The organism is Sphingobium psychrophilum (assembly GCF_012927105.1).
Classification (GTDB): Bacteria; Pseudomonadota; Alphaproteobacteria; order Sphingomonadales; family Sphingomonadaceae; genus Sphingobium; species Sphingobium psychrophilum.
In genome coordinates, this window is record NZ_JABBFV010000001.1 from 389,840 (window position 1) to 411,485 (window position 21,646).

General features: G+C 64.3%; 21 protein-coding genes. 16 read left to right on the forward strand and 5 right to left on the reverse strand.

What is annotated here, in order from left to right; all coding sequences use genetic code 11:
- Positions 1–34: 34 nt before the first annotated feature.
- Positions 35–847, forward strand: coding sequence for a DUF1206 domain-containing protein (locus HHL08_RS02025; protein WP_169570796.1), 813 nt, complete (start codon positions 35–37; stop codon positions 845–847).
- Positions 848–854: 7 nt separating this feature from the next.
- On the opposite strand, the gene ubiG is transcribed toward HHL08_RS02025, so the two are convergent.
- Complete coding sequence (gene ubiG, locus HHL08_RS02030; RefSeq protein WP_169570797.1) at positions 855–1,589, reverse strand: bifunctional 2-polyprenyl-6-hydroxyphenol methylase/3-demethylubiquinol 3-O-methyltransferase UbiG; 735 nt, start codon at positions 1,587–1,589, stop codon at positions 855–857.
- Between the two features lie 277 nt (positions 1,590–1,866).
- On the opposite strand from ubiG, the gene HHL08_RS02035 reads away from it, so the two are divergent.
- From HHL08_RS02035 to HHL08_RS02045, 3 genes are all read left to right on the forward strand, one after another.
- Complete coding sequence (locus HHL08_RS02035) at positions 1,867–3,132, forward strand: aspartate kinase (RefSeq protein WP_169570798.1); 1,266 nt, start codon at positions 1,867–1,869, stop codon at positions 3,130–3,132.
- A gap of 123 nt (positions 3,133–3,255) precedes the next feature.
- On the forward strand, positions 3,256–4,284 hold the full coding sequence (locus HHL08_RS02040) for an NAD(P)H-dependent flavin oxidoreductase (RefSeq protein WP_169570799.1): 1,029 nt from the start codon (positions 3,256–3,258) through the stop codon (positions 4,282–4,284).
- A gap of 86 nt (positions 4,285–4,370) precedes the next feature.
- Complete coding sequence (locus HHL08_RS02045; RefSeq protein WP_169570800.1) at positions 4,371–5,252, forward strand: hypothetical protein; 882 nt, start codon at positions 4,371–4,373, stop codon at positions 5,250–5,252.
- A 4-nt stretch (positions 5,253–5,256) separates the two neighbouring features.
- On the opposite strand, the gene HHL08_RS02050 is transcribed toward HHL08_RS02045, so the two are convergent.
- A complete protein-coding gene (locus tag HHL08_RS02050; protein ID WP_169570801.1) occupies positions 5,257–5,691 on the reverse strand; it encodes a winged helix-turn-helix transcriptional regulator in 435 nt (144 codons plus the stop codon).
- A gap of 99 nt (positions 5,692–5,790) precedes the next feature.
- Here HHL08_RS02050 and HHL08_RS02055 point away from each other — a divergent pair, with 99 nt between their 5' ends.
- Positions 5,791–6,528, forward strand: a complete 738-nt coding sequence (locus HHL08_RS02055; RefSeq protein WP_169570802.1) for an SDR family oxidoreductase — start codon at positions 5,791–5,793, stop codon at positions 6,526–6,528.
- Here HHL08_RS02055 and HHL08_RS02060 read toward each other — a convergent pair.
- Positions 6,515–7,186, reverse strand: a complete 672-nt coding sequence (locus tag HHL08_RS02060; protein WP_206377635.1) for a winged helix-turn-helix transcriptional regulator — start codon at positions 7,184–7,186, stop codon at positions 6,515–6,517. The genes HHL08_RS02055 and HHL08_RS02060 overlap by 14 nt on opposite strands.
- 129 nt (positions 7,187–7,315) lie before the next feature.
- Between HHL08_RS02060 and HHL08_RS02065 the strand changes: the two genes are divergently transcribed.
- Genes HHL08_RS02065 through HHL08_RS02080 form a run of 4 tightly spaced genes read left to right on the forward strand, consistent with a single transcriptional unit; the run spans position 7,316 to position 9,476 of the window.
- Positions 7,316–7,678, forward strand: a complete 363-nt coding sequence (locus HHL08_RS02065) for a DUF1428 domain-containing protein (protein ID WP_169570803.1) — start codon at positions 7,316–7,318, stop codon at positions 7,676–7,678.
- A 30-nt stretch (positions 7,679–7,708) separates the two neighbouring features.
- Positions 7,709–8,512, forward strand: coding sequence for a VOC family protein (locus HHL08_RS02070; RefSeq protein ID WP_169570804.1), 804 nt, complete (start codon positions 7,709–7,711; stop codon positions 8,510–8,512).
- Entirely contained in the window at positions 8,509–9,000 is a 492-nt protein-coding gene (locus tag HHL08_RS02075; RefSeq protein WP_169570805.1) for a VOC family protein, read from the forward strand. The genes HHL08_RS02070 and HHL08_RS02075 overlap by 4 nt, the downstream gene beginning before the upstream one ends.
- Entirely contained in the window at positions 8,997–9,476 is a 480-nt protein-coding gene (locus HHL08_RS02080; RefSeq protein ID WP_169570806.1) for an SRPBCC domain-containing protein, read from the forward strand. Before HHL08_RS02075 ends, HHL08_RS02080 begins: the two co-directional genes overlap by 4 nt.
- Positions 9,477–9,693: 217 nt before the next feature.
- Here the strand turns inward: HHL08_RS02080 and HHL08_RS02085 are convergent, their stop codons facing one another.
- Together HHL08_RS02085 and HHL08_RS02090 are read right to left on the reverse strand one after the other, a co-directional pair.
- On the reverse strand, positions 9,694–10,860 hold the full coding sequence (locus tag HHL08_RS02085) for a pyridoxal phosphate-dependent aminotransferase (protein WP_169570807.1): 1,167 nt from the start codon (positions 10,858–10,860) through the stop codon (positions 9,694–9,696).
- A 133-nt stretch (positions 10,861–10,993) separates the two neighbouring features.
- On the reverse strand, positions 10,994–12,151 hold the full coding sequence (locus HHL08_RS02090) for a pyridoxal phosphate-dependent aminotransferase (RefSeq protein WP_169570808.1): 1,158 nt from the start codon (positions 12,149–12,151) through the stop codon (positions 10,994–10,996).
- A 160-nt stretch (positions 12,152–12,311) separates the two neighbouring features.
- Between HHL08_RS02090 and ptsP the strand changes: the two genes are divergently transcribed.
- From ptsP to HHL08_RS26085, 7 genes are all read left to right on the forward strand, one after another.
- Positions 12,312–14,585, forward strand: coding sequence for a phosphoenolpyruvate--protein phosphotransferase (ptsP, locus tag HHL08_RS02095; protein WP_169570809.1), 2,274 nt, complete (start codon positions 12,312–12,314; stop codon positions 14,583–14,585).
- Between the two features lie 74 nt (positions 14,586–14,659).
- Positions 14,660–15,610 carry a helix-turn-helix domain-containing protein gene (locus tag HHL08_RS02100; RefSeq protein ID WP_169570810.1) on the forward strand — a complete coding sequence of 317 codons (951 nt, stop codon included), beginning with the start codon at positions 14,660–14,662 and terminating at the stop codon, positions 15,608–15,610.
- Positions 15,611–15,716: 106 nt separating this feature from the next.
- Positions 15,717–16,667, forward strand: coding sequence for a tol-pal system YbgF family protein (locus HHL08_RS02105; protein WP_169570811.1), 951 nt, complete (start codon positions 15,717–15,719; stop codon positions 16,665–16,667).
- Complete coding sequence (gene tilS, locus HHL08_RS02110; protein WP_169570812.1) at positions 16,658–17,620, forward strand: tRNA lysidine(34) synthetase TilS; 963 nt, start codon at positions 16,658–16,660, stop codon at positions 17,618–17,620. Before HHL08_RS02105 ends, tilS begins: the two co-directional genes overlap by 10 nt.
- Before the next feature lie 130 nt (positions 17,621–17,750).
- The gene (locus HHL08_RS02115) at positions 17,751–17,942 is read left to right on the forward strand and encodes a hypothetical protein (protein WP_169570813.1); all 192 of its coding nucleotides are present in this window, start codon (positions 17,751–17,753) and stop codon (positions 17,940–17,942) included.
- A 99-nt stretch (positions 17,943–18,041) separates the two neighbouring features.
- Positions 18,042–19,991 carry an ATP-dependent zinc metalloprotease FtsH gene (ftsH, locus tag HHL08_RS02120; protein ID WP_169571093.1) on the forward strand — a complete coding sequence of 650 codons (1,950 nt, stop codon included), beginning with the start codon at positions 18,042–18,044 and terminating at the stop codon, positions 19,989–19,991.
- A gap of 181 nt (positions 19,992–20,172) precedes the next feature.
- Positions 20,173–21,585 carry a DUF2867 domain-containing protein gene (locus HHL08_RS26085; RefSeq protein WP_206377637.1) on the forward strand — a complete coding sequence of 471 codons (1,413 nt, stop codon included), beginning with the start codon at positions 20,173–20,175 and terminating at the stop codon, positions 21,583–21,585.
- Positions 21,586–21,646 lie beyond the last annotated feature (61 nt).

The window sequence follows — 21,646 nt, forward strand, 5'->3', positions numbered from 1 at the left end:
ATCTGGCGCATTGGCGATGCGACAGGAGAGCGGCATGACCTATAATGACAGAATGACCCTTTTTGCCCGGATCGGCTTTGCCGCGCGGGGGCTGGTCTATATCCTCATCGGCTGGTTCGCGCTGGACGTGGCGATCCATGGCGGGCGGCCGATGGACAATCAGGGCGTGCTGGGGACGCTGGTGGATGCGCCGCTGGGCCATGTGCTGCTGGGCATCTGCGCGCTGGGCTTTGCAGGCTATGCGATCTGGCGGCTGACGGAGGCGATCACCGACCCCGAACGGCTGAGCAACGACATGAAGGGGCGGTTCAAACGCGCAGGGCACGCGGTCAGCGGGATAGTGCATGTCACGTTGGCGATGGCGGCCGGGCGGCTGGCGCTGCGGCAGACGTCGGCGCAGGGCAGCAGCCCCGGCGATCGCAGCGCGGAAAGCTGGTCGGCCTGGTTGCTGGCGCAGCCGGGCGGCGTGGCTATACTGGTCGCTGTAGGGGCGGGATTTTTCGCTGTCGCGGTCGCGCAGGGGATCAAGGCGTACAAGGCCCGGTTCGACGAGTTGGACGGGCGTATTCCCGCGCCCGACTATGTGCGGTGGATCGGCCGGCTGGGCTATGCCGCCCGTGCGCTGATCTTTGCGATCATCGGGTGGTTCCTGATATCGGCGGCCCTGAACCACGACCCCGATCGCGCCGGCGGCCTGGGTGAAGCGCTGATGGAATTGCGCGCCCAGCCCGAAGGCGTGCTGGTGCTGAGCGTCGTCGCGTGCGGCCTGGCGCTGTTCGGCATGTTCAGCCTGATCGAGGCGCGCTATCGCCGGATCAGCGTCGCAAAGCCGGGTTTCCTGGGATAGCTGAGCCTCAGTCCTGTCGGTGCTGCGCGGTCAGCAGATAGTTGATCGCGCTGTTGGCCGACAGGGTGAAGCCGCGGCCGGGATCGAAGCTGAGGCCGCTGCTGTCGATGACGGCGAGGCCCGCCTGTTCGAGGAGGGCGGTCAGTTCTTCGGGCCGGATGAATTTGTGCCAGTCATGCGTGCCCTTGGGGATGCCGCCGATGCTTTCGCCGATGGTGATCATGGCGACGCGGGAGAGCGGCGTGCGATTGGGGGTCGACAGGATCATGACGCCGTCGGGCGCGAGCTTGCTCGCCAGCGCGCGCACGAAGGCGGCGGGATCGGCGACATGTTCGATCACTTCCATCGAGGTGACGAGGTCGAAACCGCTGTCGGCCATCGCTTCGACCGGGGTGGCGCGATAGTCGATGGTGAGGCCCTGGGGCGCGGCATGGGCCTGCGCGGCGGCGATATTCTCCGGCGCGGCGTCGAGGCCGGTGACGGTCGCGCCCAGCCGGGCGAGCGGTTCGGCGAGCAGGCCCGCGCCGCAGCCGACGTCGAGGGCACGCTTGCCAGCCAGCGGGCGGAAGCTGTGCGCGTCGCCGGGCCAGCGCCGGTCGATGGCGGCGCGGATATAGGCGAGGCGCACCGGGTTGAGTTTGTGCAGCATCGCGCTGGACCCGGCAGGGTTCCACCAGTCGGCGGCCATTTCGCCGAAATGGGCGGCTTCCTTCGGGTCGATCGTGGCGGTGGTTTCGGTCATGATGCGCCTTGGTCTGCGGCCCCTGGACAGAAAACAGCCCTTCGACAGGCTCAGGGCGAACGGGGAGGGGTGGTTTCGATTATCCTGATGCGGCTTTTAGCAGGCCATGGGCGGGAGGCAAATGGGCCTATCCCGTCGAAGCCAAAAGAGTGAGCGCTAGGTGGCGCGACGGATATGGCAGGATTGCTTGCCATATGCGTGGCGGCTGCTAATAGGAGCGCCGTTTGGCCCTTTTGGGACATTTTCTTTCATAGCTACAGGCAGGCTCGACACACACATGGCGCGCATCGTGATGAAATTCGGCGGCACCTCCATGGCGGGGATGGAGCGGATTCGCAACGTGGCCGCGCGCGTCAAACATGTCGTGAGCCAGGGCCATGAAGTCGCCGTCGTCGTATCCGCCATGGCGGGCGAGACGGACCGGCTGGTGGGTTTCTGCAAGGAAGCCTCCGCCCTGTACGATCCGGCCGAATATGATGTTGTGGTCGCTGCGGGCGAGCAGATCACCAGTGGACTGCTGGCGATGACACTGAAGGCGATGGACGTCGATGCGCGCAGTTGGCTGGGCTGGCAATTGCCGATCCGCACGATCGAGGCCCATGCCAAGGCGCGGGTGAGCGATATCGACACGCTGGACCTGCTGGCGTCGATGCGGTCGGGCACGGTTGCGGTGATCCCCGGTTTCCAGGGCATGATGGCCGATGGCCGGGTATCGACACTGGGCCGGGGCGGGTCGGACACGTCGGCGGTCGCAGTGGCCGCGGCGATCAAGGCGGATCGTTGCGACATCTATACCGATGTCGACGGCGTCTATACGACGGACCCGCGCATCGTGGCGCGCGCGCGCAAGCTGGACCTGGTCACCTACGAGGAAATGCTGGAACTGGCGTCGGTCGGGGCGAAGGTGTTGCAGACCCGATCGGTCGGCCTTGCCATGAAGGAGGGCGTGGTGGTGCAGGTGCTGTCGTCCTTCGACGATCCCACGCAGGATGACCTGCCCGGCACGCTGATCGTCAGCGACGTGGAACTGGAAGCCAAGCTCAAGGAAGACAAGATGGAACGTCAGCTCATCACCGGCATCGCCCATGACAAGAATGAGGCGAAGATCATCGTGACGCGCGTGCCCGACAAGCCGGGCGCGGTCGCCAACATCTTCGTGCCGCTGGCCGATGCGGCGATCAACGTCGATATGATTATCCAGAATGACAGCAAGGATACGGAAGAGACGGATGTCACCTTCACCGTCCCGCGCGCGGACCTGGCCCGCAGCGTCGATATTTTGGAAGCGAACAAGGATGCGATCGGTTTCCGCCGCATCATCACGGATACCGAAGTCGCCAAGATCAGCGTCGTAGGGGTGGGGATGCGCAGCCATGCGGGCGTCGCCGCGACCATGTTCAAGACGCTGGCCGATCGCGGCATCAATATCGAGGCTATATCGACCAGCGAGATCAAAGTTTCGGTGCTGATCGATGAGGACGAGACGGAACTGGCGGTGCGGGTGTTGCATACGGCCTATGGCCTGGACGCGCCGGTGGCTTGATTTTTTGTCTTTCCCCGGTCAGGGGAGAGGCACGGAAGGGCTAAGGGTGCGTGTTGCGGCACGCCCCCACCCCAACCCCTCCCCTGAAGGGGAGGGGCTTTTTTGATTCTGAAGGTTCGATACATGACCCACGCCAAGCTGAACTCCCTGATGGCCCGCGGCGCCGAATTTTTTGGCAGCCAAAGCGCGATCCTGTGTGGGGCGATGAGCTGGGTCAGCGAGCGCAACCTGGTGTCGGCGATCTCCAATGCCGGTGGTTTCGGCGTGATCGCGTGTGGGGCGATGACGCCCGAATTGCTGGACGCGGAGATTGCGGCGACCAAGGCGCTGACGGACAAGCCGTTCGGCGTAAACCTGATCACCATGCATCCGATGCTGTTCGACCTGATCGATGTCTGCGCGAAGCATGAAGTCAGCCATGTCGTGCTGGCCGGTGGCCTGCCGCCCAAGGGGAGCATCGAGGCGATCAAGGCGCCAAAGGAAGGTAAAGCGGGCGCCAAGTTGATCTGCTTCGCGCCCGCGCTGAGCCTGGCGAAGAAGCTGGTGCGGTCGGGCGTCGATGCGCTGGTCGTCGAAGGCATGGAGGCGGGCGGCCATATCGGTCCGGTCGCGACCAGCGTGCTGGCGCAGGAAATCCTGCCGGAAATGGCGAGCCAGGTGCCGGTGTTCGTCGCGGGCGGGATCGGCCGGGGTGAGGCGATCGCCGCATACCTAGAAATGGGGGCGGCTGGCGTGCAGTTGGGCACCCGCTTCGCCTGCGCGACCGAGAGCATCGCGCATCCCAATTTCAAGAAAGCCTTTTTCCGCGCGTCGGCGCGCGATGCGATCGCCAGTGTGCAGATCGACCCGCGTTTGCCGGTGATCCCGGTGCGGTCGCTGAAAAATGCGGGGATGGAGAATTTCACTGCCAAACAGCGTGAAGTCGCCAACCTGCTGGACAGTGGCGCGGTGGACATGATGGAAGCGCAGTTGCAGATCGAACATTATTGGGCGGGTGCGCTGCGCCGCGCGGTGATCGACGGCGATGTCGAGGGCGGGTCGCTGATGGCGGGCCAGTCGGTCGGCATGGTGACCAAGGAAGAGCCGGTCGCCGACATCATCGCAGAGCTGCTGGATCAGGCTGCCACGGCTTTGGAGCGGCGAGTCGCCTAAGGGGTTGCGGCGAACCGAGCGTTAGGCATATTTCCTCCGCATAAAATGCACGGCATGACCGGCGCACAGTCCCATCGGAGAAGTTGATGTTGTCATCGCGCCGTCTTGGCCGTCTTTCCCTTGCGTCGCTGGCCGTGCTGGCGGCCTGTTCGACCCCGCCGCCACCACCGCCGCCGGCCCCGCCGCCGCCGGTGGTGCCGACGATCAAGCCCATGCCGCCATCGAACGCGGTTCAAGGCATGAGCATCCCCGAGCAGGCGGCGGACGGCAAATATCTGACCGCCAATCGTGGCGTCACGTCCAATACGGCGCTGTGGCACCTGCGTATGGGGCTGAACGTCGCGGCGCTCAATTGCGACAAATATGGCCCGGCCGCGCGGTTGCAATATAATCAGTTGCTGGCGGTGCATAAGACGGCGTTGAACGGGGCCAATGCGGCGGTCGACCGCAATTATAGCGTCGCCTATGGCAGTTCGGGCATGGCGTCGCGCGAGCGGTTGAACACGGTGGTCTATAATTTCTTCGCGCTGCCGCCGGTCATCAAGAGTTTCTGCCCGGTCGCGGTGACGGTCGGCGCGAAGATGATCGCGATGCCCGCGGCTCAGTTGCTGGAATCCGCGCCGGCCCTGCTGGCCGAACTGGAAAAGCCATTTCAGGATTTCTACGCCGCCTATGCCGACTATCTGCGCCGGCTGGCCGAATGGCAGTCGCGTTTCGGTGCGACGGTGACGGTCGTGGTGTCTCCCACGCCGCTGCCGCCGCCGCCGATCCCGCCGGGGGAGGCCCCGCCCAAGGGGTGGACGCCGAGCGTGACGACATCCACGGCCGCTGCCGCCACGCAGCCGGTTACGCCAGCGGCCCCGACGGGGACGGCACCCCCGTCCGGTCCGCCGTCCGCCACCCGCACCTTGCCGGACAACAGCCAGCCCAAGCTGGTGGTGCAGCCGCTGCCGACGACGGGCGAATGAGGCGTCAGTCGCGCGCGTCGAAGGTGGCGCGCGCGGCTTCGACCGTGTCGAGATGGCGTTCGGCCCAGACCCAGACGCCGCAAAAGGCCGCGCTGAGGCTATTGCCGAGCGGGGTCAGCGCATAATCGACGCGCGGCGGCACGACGGGATGGACGGTGCGGGTGAGCAGGCCGTCGCGCTCCATCTGGCGCAGCGTTTGCGTCAGCATCTTCTGGCTGATGCCTTCCACTTGGCGACCGATTGCGGAGAAGCGCAGCATGCCCTTCTCCTCCAGCAGTTCCAGCACCAGCAGCGTCCATTTGTCGGCGATGCGGCCGATCAGGTCGTTGACGAGTCGCTCCACCCGCGGGTCGAGTTCGGCGGGTGGTTCGGTTGCCAGATAGCGTTCGGCCTGCGCTATATCGTCGGGCGCGAAGCGGGTTTGCAGCGGATTTGCCATTTCTTACCTTTGGGTGACTACAGCACTTTTCGGTGCCTACTTTCCAAAAGAGAGCATAAGCCTAAATTGCCTTTCAAGCCAATTGAAAGGAATTGACACATGCAATTGACAGGCAACACCATCCTCATCACCGGCGGCGGTTCGGGCCTTGGCGCGGCGCTGGCGCATGAATTGCACGAAGCGGGCAATCAGGTGATCATCGCCGGGCGGCGGCAGGCGGCGCTGGACGCAGTCGTGGCGGCGCATCCCGGTATGGCCGCGATGGTGCTGGATATGGCGGATGCGGCGGGGATCGTATCGTTCGCGGACAGGCTGGTCGCCGACTTCCCGGCCTTGAACGCCGTGTTGCTCAACGCCGGGATCATGGTGGCGGAGGAGAAGATCGACCTGGCCATTGCCGAGGCGACGATCGCGACCAATTTGCTGGGGCCGATCCGGCTGGCCCATGCGCTGTTGCCGCATCTGGAGGCACAGGCGGCATCGACGATCCTGACGGTGTCGTCGGGCCTGGCCTTCGTACCGCTGGCGGCGACGCCGACCTATAGCGCGACCAAGGCGGCGATCCATAGTTGGTCGCTGGGGCTGCGCGAGCAGTTGAAGGCGACCAGCGTGGAGGTGATCGAGATCGTGCCGCCGGGCGTCCAGACCGATTTGATGCCCGGCCATGCGGACAATGAGCAGATGATGCCGTTGGCCGACTTCATCGCCGAGACGATGGCGCTATTGCGGCAGGAACCGGCGCTGGCGGAAATCCATGTCGAGCGGGTGAAATTCCTGAGCGAAGCGACGCAGCGCGGGGAATTTGCACAGGTGTTCGGGATGCTCAACCAGCATTGACGGTGGAGGCCGCCTTTGGCGGCAGGGGGAAGAGGGTGGCGAAGCGGTCGGCCAGCGCCCGGTCCCCCTCGACGTTCAGGGCGCCCGCCATGTCGGCATAGCTTGCACCGCCATAAAGGACCGCGACCAGCGCATTCTGGTCGCCGCTGATGATCGCATCCGCGCCCGCCGCCGCGCCGCGGTCGATCCGGCAAACGCCGTCTTTGAATGTGGCGCGAAATTCCTCCTCGCCAAAGCGGAAGCCCAGCGTTGCATTCAGGTCGCCGATGCGGGTGCGGTCGATCATCGTGCGCATCGACAGGATCACCGACACCTGGCTCATCGGCTTGCCCGGTTCCATCGTGGGGGATCGGCAGGCCCAGCGGCCCAGCACCTGAAACAATATTTCCGACTCGCGGCCCCAGTCGGTCAGGTCGTAAATCTGGCTGGCGGCGGGCGGGGGCAGGCGGCGACGGATGAGGATGCTGGCCGCCTCCAGATCCTCCAGCCTTTGCGTCAGCACATTGGCGCTGATTCCGGGCAGGCCGGCGCGCAGGTCTGTGAAGCGCTTTGGGCCGAGCATCAATTCGCGCATGATGGGCATCGCCCAGCGATCGCCGATGATGTCGAGCGCGTGGGCGACGGCGCATCCGTCCTGATAGGCGCGTTTCTGGCTCAAGGTTATCTTTTCTAACTTAGTCGTTGCAATAGATAAAAGCCGGGCGCAAAAAGTGCAAGTGATGAGTCGCCTTCAGCAGAGACAGAGCGCCGCCACGGCCGCGTGATCGACATGGAGAGGAGAGAGACGATGGCCTATATGGACGGTTTCGTGATCCCGGTGCCCAAGGGCAATAAGGCGCGCTATAAGGAGGTCGCCGCTTTCGCCGCGCCCATCTTCATCGAATATGGCGCGACCCGCGTGGTCGAATGTTGGGGCAATGACATCAAGCTGGGCAAGACCAACGACTTTCGTACCGCGGTGATTGCCGAGGAGGGCGAGGAGGTCGTCTTTTCCTGGATCGAATGGCCCGACAAGGCGACCCGCGACGCCGGTGCCGAGAAGGTCATGAAAGATGAACGCATGCAGCCCAAGGCGGGTGAGGACATGCCGTTTATCGGCGCGCGGCTGATCTATGGCGGGTTCGAGGTTTTGTTGGACGCCAAGGCCTAAGGGCGGGCGCACCCATGCAGGAGGAAGACCATGACCGATCTGACCGGCAAATTCTTCTGGTATGAATTGATGACCAGCGACCCGCAGGCGGCGCTGGCTTTCTATGGCGATGTCGTGGGATGGACGTCGCAGCCTTTTGGCGGCGAGCGGACTGACGATCCCTATCATGTTGTGTCGGGCAGCGCGGGCGCGGTTGGCGGTGTCATGGCGATCCCGGCGGAGGCCAGGGACTGCGGCATGACCCCCTGGTGGGGCGGATATATCGGGTCGGCCGATGTCGATGCGGACGCCGCGCGGCTGCGCGCGGCGGGCGGCACGGTGAAGCGTCCACCCGAAGACATTCCCGGCGTCGGCCGCTTTGCAGTGATGAGCGATCCGGGCGGGGCGATCTTCATGTTGCTCAAAGGCTCCAGCCCGGACGGGATGGAGTCCGCGCCGCCGATGGCGCCGGGGCATGTCGGCTGGCATGAACTCTATGCCGGGGACTATGACAAGGATCTGGCCTTTTACACCGGCCAGTTCGGTTGGACCCAGGGCGACGCGATGGATATGGGGCCGATGGGCAGCTATCGGTTGGTGTCGCAGACCGGGGGAAGCGATTTTCAAGACATGACCGGGGGCATTATGCCGGTGCTTAAGGACATGCCGGTTCCGGTGTGGCTGTTCTACTTCACCGTGGGCAATATCGACGCGGCGGTGGAGCGGGTGAAGGCCGGGGGCGGTGTCGTGCTGAACGGGCCACAGGAAGTGCCGGGCGGCGCGTGGATCATCCAGGCGACCGATCCGCAGGGCGCGATGTTCGCGCTGGTCGGCGGGAAGGAAGAGGCGCGATGAGCAAGATATCGCCCTGCCTCTGGTTCGACGGTCAGGCCGAGGAGGCGGCGCATTATTATGCGAGCGTCTTTGGCGGGTCGGTCGATCATGTCAGTTACTATCCGCAAGAGAATCCGTCGCCGTCGCCGATGGCGGGTGGCAGCGTGCTCCTGGTCGAGTTCACCCTGTTCGGGCAAAGCTATCAGGCGCTCAATGGCGGGCCGCAATTCACCTTTGACGAGGCGATATCGCTGTCGGTCGGGTGCGCGGACCAGGCGGAACTGGATCTTTATTATGACGCGCTGACCGGGGACGGCGGCAAGGCCGGGCCGTGCGGATGGGTGACGGACAAATATGGCCTGTCCTGGCAGTTGGTCACCAGTGCGATCATGGCGAATTATCATAGCGACGACAAAGCGGCGATCGCCCGCATGATGGCGGCGATGATGACGATGCAGAAGCTGGATACCGCCGCGATGCAGGCGGCCTTTGACGGAGAGACGGCATGAGCCACGCGGCGCATGTATTGTCGGTAAGCTGCCATATCGCCGCGCCGCGTGCGATTTGCTGGAAGGTATGGACCGACCTGAAGGACGAATGGTTCTGCCCCAAGCCCTGGCGCGCCGAGGTGATCGAGGAAGATTTGCGCCCCGGCGGGCGCAGCGCGGTGCAGATGTTCGGTCCCGATGGCGAGGAGACGGGGCCGATGGAGGGCGTGTTTCTGGAGGTGGTCGCGAACGAACGGGTGGTGACGACCGACGCCTATGCCATGGGATGGGTGCCGCAGACGCCGTTCATCACGGCGGTTTGGGACTTTGCAGACGAGGATGTGGACGGCGATGGCGGCACGCGCTTCACAGCGACCGCGCGCCATTGGGACGCCGAGGCGAAGGCGCGGCATGAAGCGATGGGCTTTCATCCCGGCTGGGACCAGATGATGGCGCAGTTTCAGGCGCTATGCGAGACGTCGGCGGCGAGCGCTTAGCGTCGCTTTGGCGGATCAGGAAATGCGGTCGAGAACGGGACGGGGCTGGGGCCGGTCTGGGGGGGGGGGCGACAGCCCACCCCGCTGCGACCAACGCGCTGCGCGCGTAAGTCTCGCTGCCCCTGCCGGTTACGGGAGGGGCTTAGCCATTCTGACCGCCCAAAAGCAAAGGGCGCCCGGTTACCCGGACGCCCTTCCTTCGTGACGATATGTGGCTTTACGCCTTGTAGACTTTGTCCACTGCGGCGCGGAACTTGGCCATGTCGTCGGCGGAACCGACCGTCACGCGCGAGACGTTGGGCCAGATGGGCCAGCTGCGGCCGATCTGCACCCGTTCAGGGGACGCGATCAGCGCAGCCTGCATCTCCTTGGCGGGCTTCTTCCAATCGACCATGAACATGTTCGCCTGGCTGCCGGGATGGACTTCAATGCCCTTCTTGGTCAGCCATGCGATGGTTTCGTCTCGGTTGCCGATCATTTCGGCGCGGCGCGCCTTGATGAGGGCGGCTTCCTTATAGACCGCATTGCCGCAATGCATGGCGGTGATCGCCAAGCCGCCGGCCGACGGGCCGAACAGCGAGATGCGCTTTTGCACTTCGGGATCGGCGAATGTGAGGCCCAGGCGCACGCCGGCCATACCGAACAGCTTCGAGAAGGTCCGCATGACAATGATGTCCTTGCGGGTGCCGATGAGCGTAGCGGCGCTGGGGGCTTCGGAGAAGTGGATATAGGCTTCGTCCACCAGCAGCATGGCGTCGGCGGGCTTGTTGTCGAGAAGCCATTTGATGTCGGCCAGCGGGGTGATGGTGCCGGTCGGGTTGTTGGGCGTGCAGATATAATAGAGGCCAGCGTTCGGGTTGGCGGCCAGCATCGCCTTGACGTCATGACCCTTGCCGATCGCCTGGGGTGCCTTGGCAATGGGGGCCTTCATGTAGTCGGCGGTGCGCCACGCGGATTCGAAAGTCGGGTCGGCGGTCACCAGGCCCTTGGTCGGCGAGCAGTAGGCCGCGACGATGCTGACCAGCGGGCCGCCTGAACCGGGCCAGGGCATGACCTGCGTTTCAGGGATGCCTTCGACCCCGGCGACGGTCTTAATGAGGTCGCCCTTATAATTGTCGGGGTCGTACCAGTTGCCGAACGAGGCGGCTTCGGCGGCGGCGGCGACGCCCGAGGGGAAGGGGCCGGTCCAGCATTCGTTGGAACCGATGCGCACCGCGCCCTTCACGCCGCGTGCGGCCTGCTGCTGCGCCATGGCGCTTCCGCCCAGCAGCGAGCTGGCGGCGACGCCGGCACCGAGCAGCGCGGTGATTTCGCCCAGTTGGCGGCGCGAATAGCCGCGCTCGATCATGTCGTCTTTGGCGTCTTTGGTCAGCATCATGGTCATGTCGTCCGTCCCCGTCCGATTTCGGTTTCAAATCTCAATGGGGAAAACGAAAGGGCGGCGCATTTCCACAATGCGCCGCCCTGTATTTTCGCAATTTTATGCGTTTGCTACGGTGCCATGGTCGGTTCTGGGCTTACGCCTTCCAGACCGTGTCGACTGCGGCGTTGAACGCTTCCATTTCCGCCATCGAGCCGACCGACACGCGCGAGACGTTGGGCCAGATTGGCCAGCTGCGGCCGATCTGCACATTGGCGGCGAGCAGGGCGGCCTGCATGTCCTTGGCGGGCTTGCCCCAGTCGATCATGAACATGTTCGCCTGGCTGCCGGGGATGACCTTGATCCCCTTGGCCTTCAGGTGGCTGACCGACTTTGCGCGCGCGGCGTTCATTTCGGCGCGGCGGGCCTTGATGAGGGCCGATTCGGTAACGGAGGCGGTGCCGCAGGCGACGGCGGTCATCGGCAACATGCCGGTCACCTGGCCGCCGTCATAGCGCATCATCTTTTCCATGAGCGTGGGCGCGGCGAAGGTGAGGCCGAGGCGCATGCCGGCCATGCCGAACAGTTTCGAGAAGGTGCGCAGGATCAGCACGTCGTCGCGGGTGGCGGCGAGCTTGGCGGCGTTGGGGCCATCGACCCAGTGGATATAGGCTTCGTCCACCACCAGGATCGAATCCTTGGGCTTGTTATTGGCCAGCCATTCGATGTCGGCGATCGGCGTGACGGTGCCGGTCGGGTTGTTGGGCGAGCAGATATAGTAAATGCCCGCATTGGGGTCCGCCGCCAGCATCGCCTTTACGTCATGCGCGTAATCCTTGGTCAGCGGCACCTTCGTCACCTTCGCGCCCAGCCAGTCGCCGGTGCGCCAGATGGCTTCATAGGTTGGGTCGGCGGTGACGATGCCGCGCGTGGGCGAGGCATAGGCGACGGCGACGCGGCTCAGCGGATCGGACGATCCGGGCCAGGCGACGACGCGCTCGGCCGGGATGCCCTCGACCGAGGCGACGGCATCGAACAATTTCTGATGTTCATTGTCCGGTTCGTAGCGATTGCCTTCCTGCACCAGCTTGAAGGCGGCCTCTGCGGCGACAGGGAAGGGGCCGGTCCAACATTCGTTGGCGCCGATGCGCACCGCGCCTGCCACGGGCTTTGCCGCCTGCTGCGCGCCCACGCCGGTCACCCGGATGGCGGCGGCGCCTGCGCCAAGCAGGGCGGCGACCTTCGCCAGTTGGCGGCGCGAATAGCCGCGATCGATCAGATCCTGTTCCATTGCCGGTTGAAATTGCGTCGCCATGATCCCTGTTCTCCCTGCAAGCCCATAGAAAGGCTTTTCACTTGCTGGACGATTGTACAGAATGTTTCCGCCATGCAAATATGCCCCGTCGAACATTATTGCCGGCACAGCGAACGGAAACGCCTTGGAAAGCCGGGCGTCTATCTGATAGCGCAATATTATGCCCAGCACCCCCGCCGCCGCCGCCCGTCAAATCCTCATCCGCTTGCAGGAGGTGATGGCCGCACGCAACAGCGCGCAGGCCAAGCTGAACAAGGTGGTGGAGATTATCGGCGAGTCGCTGTCGAGCGAGGTCTGCTCCATCTATCTGGTGCGCGAAGGCGTGCTGGAGCTGTTTGCCACCCGCGGGCTGAAACAGGAGGCGGTCCATGTGACGCGGATGGCGATGGGCGAAGGGCTGGTCGGCCTGATCGCCACCAATGTCGAGACGCTGAACCTGGACGAAGCGGCATCGCACCCCGATTTTTCCTATCGCCCCGAAACCGGCGAGGAATTGTTCCACAGCTTTGCCGGGGTGCCGATCGTGCGGCGCGAGCGGGCGTTGGGAGTTTTGTGCGTCCAACATGCCGATCCGCGCAAATATGAGGAAGTGGAGATAGAAGCGCTCCAGACCGTCGCCATGGTGATGTCGGAGTTGATCGCGAATGCGGAGCTGGCCGACGATGGGCCGACCGACCAGCGGGTGACGGATACCGGCACCACGATGTTGCACGGGTTGCAGTTGGTGATGGGCATGGCGCGGGGGCATGTCGTGTTCCACCAGCCGCGCGTCCATATCGAACATACGGTGGCGGAGGATACGGAGGCCGAGCGGCAGCGGGTCGTGTCCGCCTTCACCAAGATGCGCGAACAGATCGACCGGATGACCGGCGCTGCGGAGTTCGGCATGGAGGGCGAGCATCAGGAGGTGCTCGAAACCTACAAGATGTTCGCCTATGACGAGGGGTGGACGCGCCGGATCAACGAGGCGATCGACAGCGGCCTGACGGCAGAAGCGGCGATCGAGCGGGTGCAGCAGCATACCCGGATGCGGATGCGCAAGATCGACGATCCATTGCTGTCCGACCGGATGCACGATCTGGAGGATCTGGCGAACCGGTTGCTGCGCATCGTGTCGGGGCAATTGGGCACGGCGGCGCAGATGGGGTTGCGGCAGGACGCGATATTGATCGCGCGCAACCTGGGGCCGGCCGAATTGCTGGAATATGACCGGCGGCGGTTGAAGGGCGTGATTCTGGAGGAAGGGTCGCTGACCGCCCATGTCACCATCGTCGCACGCGCCATGGGCGTGCCGGTGCTGGGCCGCGTGCGCGACATCCGCCATCTGGTGAATGAGGGCGACCTGGTGCTGATGGACGTCGGCACCAATTCGGTGCTGATCCGGCCGACCGCCGACATGGAGGAAGCGTTCGAGACGCGGTTGCACGTGACGCAGAAGCGTCGCGCGGAATTTGTCGCCATGCGCGACCTGCCGTCCGTCACGGCGGACGGGCAGCGGGTGGAATTGATGGTCAATGCAGGCCTGCGCGAAGATGCGCAGGCGCTGGACCTGGTGGGTGCGGACGGTATCGGCCTGTTCCGCACGGAGTTTCAGTTCCTGGTGTCGGCCACGCTGCCGCAACGCGAGAAGCAGCAGCGGCTTTACAAGGATGTGCTGGATGCCGCGGGCGACCGGCCCGTCATCTTCCGCACCGTCGATATCGGCGGCGACAAGGCGCTGCCCTATATGCAGCGCGACGATGACGAGCATGAGGATAATCCGGCGATGGGCTGGCGCGCGCTGCGCCTGGCGCTGGATCGCGACGCCTTGATGAAGGTGCAGGCGCGCGCCTTGCTGGAGGCGAGCGCGGGCAAGATATTGCATGTCATGTTCCCGATGGTGTCGGAGCCGTGGGAATATGAAGAGGCGCGCGCGCTGGTCGAGCATCAGCGCGAATGGCTGCATGCGCAAAAGAAGAAATTGCCGATCGCGGTGCGCTATGGCGCGATGCTGGAGGTGCCGGCGCTGGCCGAAGTGCTGGACATATTGCTGCCCAAGCTGGATTTCCTGTCGATCGGCACCAACGACCTGACCCAGTTCCTGTTCGCCGCCGACCGCGCCCATCCCAAATTGGCCGAACGCTACGATTGGCTGAGTATCGCGATCCTGCGCTTTCTGGATCGGGTGGTGCGGACCTGCCACGATTATAAGGTGCCCGTCGGCGTGTGCGGCGAAATGGGCGGGCGCACGCTGGAGGCGATGGCGCTGATTGGCCTGGGCGTGCGGCGGCTGTCGATCACCCCGGCGTCGGTCGGCCCGGTCAAGGCGATGATCCGCGCGATCGACGCCGAAGAGTTGCGGACGGTCATGCGCGGGCTGCTGGATGGCGGGGTTATCGACATTCGCGGGCGGCTGACGCAATGGGCGGTCGAACGGAACATCGAACTGAGCTGAAATGGGCGGACGCGGCGTTGACAACGCCCGTCCCGCAATGAGACAAGGCCGGCCATCACAGGTCGCGGAGCAGCATGGCAGACGAACCAGAACTCGAAACCGGCGCACACAGCGCGCCGGAAGCGCATCCTTCAACCCCCGGCGCCAAGCTGCGCGCCGCGCGGGAGGCGCGGGGCCTTTCGATACAGGATGTCGCCACCCGCACGCGCATCGCGGTGCGGCAGCTGGAAGCGGTCGAGCGCGACGATTATGCGGCCCTGCCGGGCATCCCCTACGCCGTCGGCTTCGCCCGCGCCTATGCCCGCGCGGTCGACCTGGACGAGGTGGAGATCGCCGCGCAGGTGCGCCATGGCGTGCATAACAGCGACATGGGCGCACGGTATGAGGCGTTCGAGCCGGTCGATCCGGCGCGGGTGCCGTCGCGCACGCTGGCCTGGACCGCGGCGTTGATCGTTATCGTGTTGATCGCCGGCTTTACCATCTGGCGCACCCAGTTGCTGACCCCGCCGACTGGCGAGGAAATCGCCCAGGATCAGGCCGCGCCTGCCGTCGCCCGTCCCGCCGGTGGCGCACCAGTCACGCCCGCCGCGCAGCCGGTGGTGTTCACCGCGATCGACGATGTCTGGCTGCGGATCGTCGACGAGGCCGGCGAACGGTTGAAGGACGGCATTTTGAAGAAGGGCGAAAGCTTCACCCTGCCGGTCGGCGCCAAGGGGCCGACCATATTGACCGGGCGTCCCCAGGCGCTGAACGTGACGGTCGGCGGCAAGCCGATACCGGCGCTGGGCGCGGCCGATCGCACCATCGCCGACGTGCCGGTCAGCGCCGAAGCGCTGCTGGCGCGGGGCGCTGCTACGGCCCCGGGGGCGACCCCCGCGCCTGCATCGCGTCCGGCGGCTTCGTCGCCACGCGCCGCGCCCCGGCGGAGCGCCCCGGCCGCCAGCGAGACAAGCGGCCCGGCCGCGACGCCTGCGTCAGCGCCGGTTGCGCCTTTGGGCGATGGCGCCGCGGTGCCGCAACCCTGACGCGCGCCGCCGGGACGACAGGCATCGGGACGACAAGGCGACGTCGCGCTTTACCGCGCGAAATAACGCCTTATGGTTAAGCCAGGAATATCAGTCGGGGATCATCATGCGTAACGCCTTCCTTGCGACAACGGCCTTCCTGCTGGCCGTCGTCCTGCCTGTCATGGCTCTGCCCGCCGCCGCGCAGAATGCGCCGGTCGAGGTGCGGGTCGACCGGCTGGAAAAGGAAATGCGCGCGGTGCAGCGCAAGGTGTTTCCGGCCGGCACGCCGATCGAGGCGGAGATCAGCCGTCCCGCCACGCCGACGGTGACGCCGGGCAGTCCGTCCGGCACGCCGATATCTGACCTGACGGCGCGGGTGGGCGCGCTGGAATCGCAGTTGGCGTCGATCACCGGACAGGTGGAGGAGAATAGCTACAAGCTGCGCCAGCTGGAGGAAGCGTTCAACAAATATAAGGCGGAGAATGACGCGCGCATGACGCCCGTCGCCGAAGCGCCGCCCGTGTCCGCGCCCGTAGCGGTCGCGCCTGCGCCGGTCACGCCGCGATCCGCCGCCCCCAAGCCTGCCCCGGCCGCCACGCCCAAGCCGGCACCGGTGGCTGCGCCGCCGGTCGCGAGCGAAGCGCGCAAGGCCGCCGTCGCGGCGGTCGAGCGGCCCGACACCGGCGACGCCGCAAGCGACGCCTATAATTATGGCTATCGCCTCTGGGAGGCCAAATTCTACCCCGAGGCGCAGGGCCAGTTGAAGACGACGGTCGAGAAATATGGTGCCAGCCCGGTCGCCAGCAAGGCGCAAAACCTGCTGGGCCGCGCCTATCTGGACGATGGCAAGCCGGCGCTGGCATCGGTCGCCTTCTATGAAAATTACCAGAAGCGCCCGCGCGGCGACCGCGCGCCCGACAGCCTGGCCTATCTGGGCGACGCGCTGATCCAGCTCAAAAAGCCAGCCGATGCGTGCAAGGTTTATCAAGAGCTGGAGCAGGTCTATGGCGAGAGCCTCTCCTCCACCCTGCGCGGCATGATGACCGCGGGTCGCGCCAAGGCGAAGTGCAGCTGACCAGCGACGCGAGCGCGCTGGTCGCGCGGCTGGACGCGGCGACGCGGGCGCTGGTCGGGGACGTGTCCGTGGCGCGGTTCGGCGTCGCAGTGTCGGGCGGGCCGGACAGCATGGCGTTGCTGTCGCTCGCCGCGCGCGCCTTTCCAGGGCGGGTGGCGGCGGTGACGGTCGATCATCAGTTGCGTGCGCAATCGGCGGAGGAAGCGGCCATGGTGGCGCGCTGGTGCGCCGATCAGGGCATCGCCCATGCGACGCTGATCCCCGACCGGCCGGTGGCGGGCAATATCCAGGCCTGGGCGCGGGCGCTGCGCTATCGGTTGATCGAGGGGTGGCGGGCGGCGCAGGGGATCGACTGGATCATGACCGCCCACCATGCCGACGACCAACTGGAAACCATGGTGATGCGGCTGAACCGTGGATCGGGCGTCGGCGGGCTGGCCGGGGTGCGGGCGCGATCGGAGGCGGGCGCGGGCCGGGTGATCCGCCCGCTGCTGAACGTGCGCAAGGCGGCGCTGGAGGCGCTGGCAGCCGCCGAGGGACTGCCCCATGTCCATGATCCGTCCAATGCCGATCCGCGCTTTGACCGGGCGGCGCTGCGCGCGGCGTTGGCGCACGCGCCCTGGCTGGACGTCGAGGCGGCGGCGCGCAGCGCGGCGGCGCTGGCCGAGGCGGACGGGGCGATCGAGTGGAGCGTGACGGCGCTCGCCGCGGCGCATGTCAGGCCTGATGGATTGGGGTGGCGGCTGGAGCGGACCGACCTGCCGCGCGAATATCTGCGGCGGTTGCTGCTGCTTATGCTGGCGCGGGTCGCCGCGCCGCCGCCACGCGGCGACAGCCTGGATCGGGCGATCGCCGCCGCCATGGCGGGTGGGCAGGCCAGTCTGGGCGACTGGCTGTTGAAGGGCGGGGCGGTCTGGACGCTGCATCCCGCGCCGCCGCGCCGGACGCCGTAGAGATCGTTACGGAAAGGTTCCACGGATTGTCGCGATACCCTCACGCTTTGCCGATTTGATGCAGCGCAATGGCCTTTCCTTAAAGCCCGTCATGGCTATCCTGCGACCTTTCTAGCGGGGGATCCGGTGCATGGTGGAGTTTGCGGCACTGACCTATGGCCTGTTGGCCAGTGTCATTCTTTCGGCGGCGCAGCGTAACCGCAAGCGGGGACACCCGCATCCGCCGCTGTTACTCTATGTCGGCTATCTGCTGTGCGGTCTGTCGGGCGGTGTGGCGCTGGCGCTGGCCTATGTCGCGTGGACGTTAGTTGGCGGCGTCTGAGCGATCGCGAGCGGCGCGTTAAATAGCGATCAGGACGGGGCGGCGTGCGCTTGCGCTTTTGTCGGCGCGCCCTATCTTGACCGGTGAAAGCGAGTGATGATGAACGACGAAAAAGACCCGCAGGGCAACCCCTGGATCAAGAGCGCCATGATTTGGGCGGGCGTGATCGTCGCCCTGCTGATGTTCGTGTCGCTGTTCGACAGCCGGACCGCGTCCAGCGCGGGGACGGGCATCGCCTATTCCGAATTCCGGTCCAAGGTGCAGGAAGGCCAGGTCAAGGATGTCGCGATTGCGCCGGACAAGATCAGCGGCACCCTGTCCAGCGGTCAGAAGTTCACCACCGTTCCGGTCAACGATCCGGGCCTGACCGGCCTGCTCGACGACTATAATGTCAAATATTCGGGCCAGGCGCAGGACCAGCCCAGCTTCTGGCAGATCCTCATCTATCAGTCGTTGCCCTTCCTGCTGATCCTGGGCATCGCCTTCTTCGTGCTGCGCCAGATGCAGAAGGGCGGCGGCGCGGGCGGCGCGATGGGTTTCGGCAAGTCCAAGGCCAAGCTGCTGACCGAAAAGCATGGCAAGGTGACGTTCGATGACGTCGCCGGCATCGACGAAGCGCGCGAGGAATTGCAGGAAATCGTCGAGTTCCTGAAAGACCCCACCAAATTTTCGCGCCTGGGCGGCAAGATTCCCAAAGGCGCGCTGCTGGTCGGATCGCCCGGCACCGGCAAGACGCTGCTGGCCCGCGCGATTGCGGGCGAAGCGGGCGTGCCATTCTTCACTATCTCCGGCTCCGACTTTGTCGAAATGTTCGTGGGCGTCGGCGCCAGCCGCGTGCGCGACATGTTCGAACAGGCCAAGAAGAACGCGCCCTGCATCGTCTTCATCGATGAAATCGATGCGGTCGGCCGTCATCGTGGCGCGGGCCTGGGCAATGGCAATGATGAGCGCGAGCAGACGCTGAATCAGTTGCTGGTCGAGATGGACGGTTTCGAAGCCAACGAAGGCATCATCATCGTCGCGGCGACCAACCGCCCCGACGTGCTGGACCCCGCCTTGCTGCGGCCGGGCCGCTTCGACCGTCAGGTCGTGGTGCCCCGTCCCGACATTGACGGCCGCGAGAAGATCCTGGCCGTCCATATGAAGAAGGTGCCGTTGGCCCCCGACGTCAATCCGCGCACGATCGCACGCGGCACGCCGGGCTTTTCCGGCGCGGACCTGGCCAATCTTGTCAACGAAGCGGCGCTGACGGCGGCGCGGCGTGGCAAGCGGTTGGTCGCCATGGACGAGTTCGAGACGGCCAAGGACCGGGTGATGATGGGCGCGGAACGTCGCTCCATGGTCATGACCGACGATGAAAAGAAGATGACCGCCTATCATGAGGCCGGCCATGCCATCGTGTCGGTCCATGAACCGGCGTCCGATCCGATCCACAAGGCGACGATCATCCCGCGCGGCCGTGCGCTGGGCATGGTGATGCGCTTGCCCGAACGCGACAGCTATTCCTATCATCGCGACAAGATGCACGCGAACATGGCCGTCGCCCTGGGTGGTCGCGTGGCCGAGGAAATCATCTTTGGCTACGACAAGGTGTCGAGCGGCGCATCGAGCGACATCCAATATGCGACCAAGCTGGCGCGCGACATGGTCACGCAATGGGGCATGTCCGACAAGCTGGGGCCGCTGCAATATGAAGAGCAGCAAGGCGAGACGTTCCTGGGCTATTCGCAGAGCCAGCGCGTCCATATGTCCGACGAGACGGCCAAGCTGATCGACGCGGAAATTCGTGGACTGGTGGAGCAGGGCTATAAGCGCGCGCAGGAGTTGCTGACCGGCCATGAGGATCAGTTGCACCTGCTGGCGAACGCCATGCTGGAATATGAGACGCTGAGCGGCGAGGAAATCCGGGCGTTGTTGGAGAAGGGCGAGATCACCCGCGACGACGGCACGACGATCAAGCCGTCGGTGATGCCGGCGGCGGGGTCCTCGATCCCGCGCATCCGCAAGCGCAAGGGACCGTTCGGCGAGGCGAGTCCTGCGGGGGCTTGAGGGCTGCGATTAGGTTAGGGAAAGGGGGTGTGGCTGAGGCTGCGCCCCTTTTTCGTTGGGTGGTTTGGTGTCCGCCACCGACCACCTTTGGCCATGAGAACGCAGACGTGCGGTGCCACATCGCGAGACAGTGGATTCGTTGCGCCATTCATATAGGTATCGGAACAGCGCAAACTATGGCGTGACGGAACTCTGCGAGATCTCAATGCTGTATCTGACACGCGTCGTTGACACCTTCCCATCTGTCGTCATTCCGAATGCGAAGGATAGGCTCCCGATCGAAGTTTCGCTGATCGCGCAATTGGGCCACGGCGCGGGAAGCCATCTTTTCCACAGTATCGCCGCCCGGCAAAAGGCGCATACTCAATATATCGATGCGCTTGAAGAGCCTTCAGCGAAGCTTGGGGGAACCAACTTCGAGTTGGGCGATACCACAGCCCTCTATTCATTCGTTGTCGGCCCTCAAGGGCATCCGTTTCATCGCCATGCCGGACATCGGATTTTCACCGCCGTTTCGGGCAGCGGCGGCGCTCAACTCCGCTTTTCGACGGCTACTGCGGAAGATATGAAAATCAATCCCCGCAAATTCCTGGAGGCGCTGCATTTTATAAACATCCCGCCGGACTGCTTGTTTACCGTGCGATTTGGTGGCGAAACCTGGCACCAGTTCTGGCCATTATCCAAAAATTCCCTGCACCCTGTTTTCTTCGCGCTGTCATCCCATACGGACGAACTTGGCGGCAATCTTACAGATGACCTCAAGGCCCGGATCAAAGCCAATATGGCCGATATTCCGGCACTGACCGAGGTTTTGCCGGAAGATATCTCTCAACTAATCCAGTCCGGGAATTTTCTGCAAGAAGTTGTTCCTACGACAACATTGTCTTTGGACGCGCCAGCAGGCACGATCCATCGGAAGGTATGTGACACCTTCCGGGGCAGCATGGGAATTTTCAGGAGTTTTTGGAGCAGCCGCCACCGGCCGGGCGGCTATGTTTCAGAAACGGAAATCACAAAGACGGTGATCGAATTGCAAGCCGTTCCAGAGGATTCGCTTCTGATGCGGCATCTGGGCGCCGCTAAAACCCATCATCAGGACACTTTTATGATCTCGCTCAGCGGGATGGATTTCGGCGATCTAAAAGCTGCGCAGATTCTTGAACTACTACTCGAAGGTTTTCTTAATAATGCCCCGCGTGGCGTCTCTCATCTCATGACGATCAGAAATATTCTCGTCAAGCCTTTAGGATTGAGAACATCGCCCTTGGGATGTCCCGTGTCTTCGCTCTTGTCCGATGAAAGAACTAATATGTTCGTAAACCAATATCCCGTCCTGGATCAGTCAGTCGAAGAGGATGGCTTGCGTGCTGCCGTAGTCCTCGGTGCACGCGACAGACATCTGGTTTTTAGGTCATGTGTTAGCGTCGAGAAAGTGGCGTCAGACCGGGTAAATCTCACACTCGGCACTGGGGTAAGGTGCAAGAACCTATTTGGACATTTTTATATGTCGGCCATCTCGCTCGTTCATCGGAAATATATATCGCCCACTATGCTGCGTAGGGCGGCGGATTACTTAGTTTCGAGGGTAAATTGAAGATGCTCTACATCGTTAGCAATGATCGGTAGCCGACTGTCACGTCCGCTTCCTACCCATA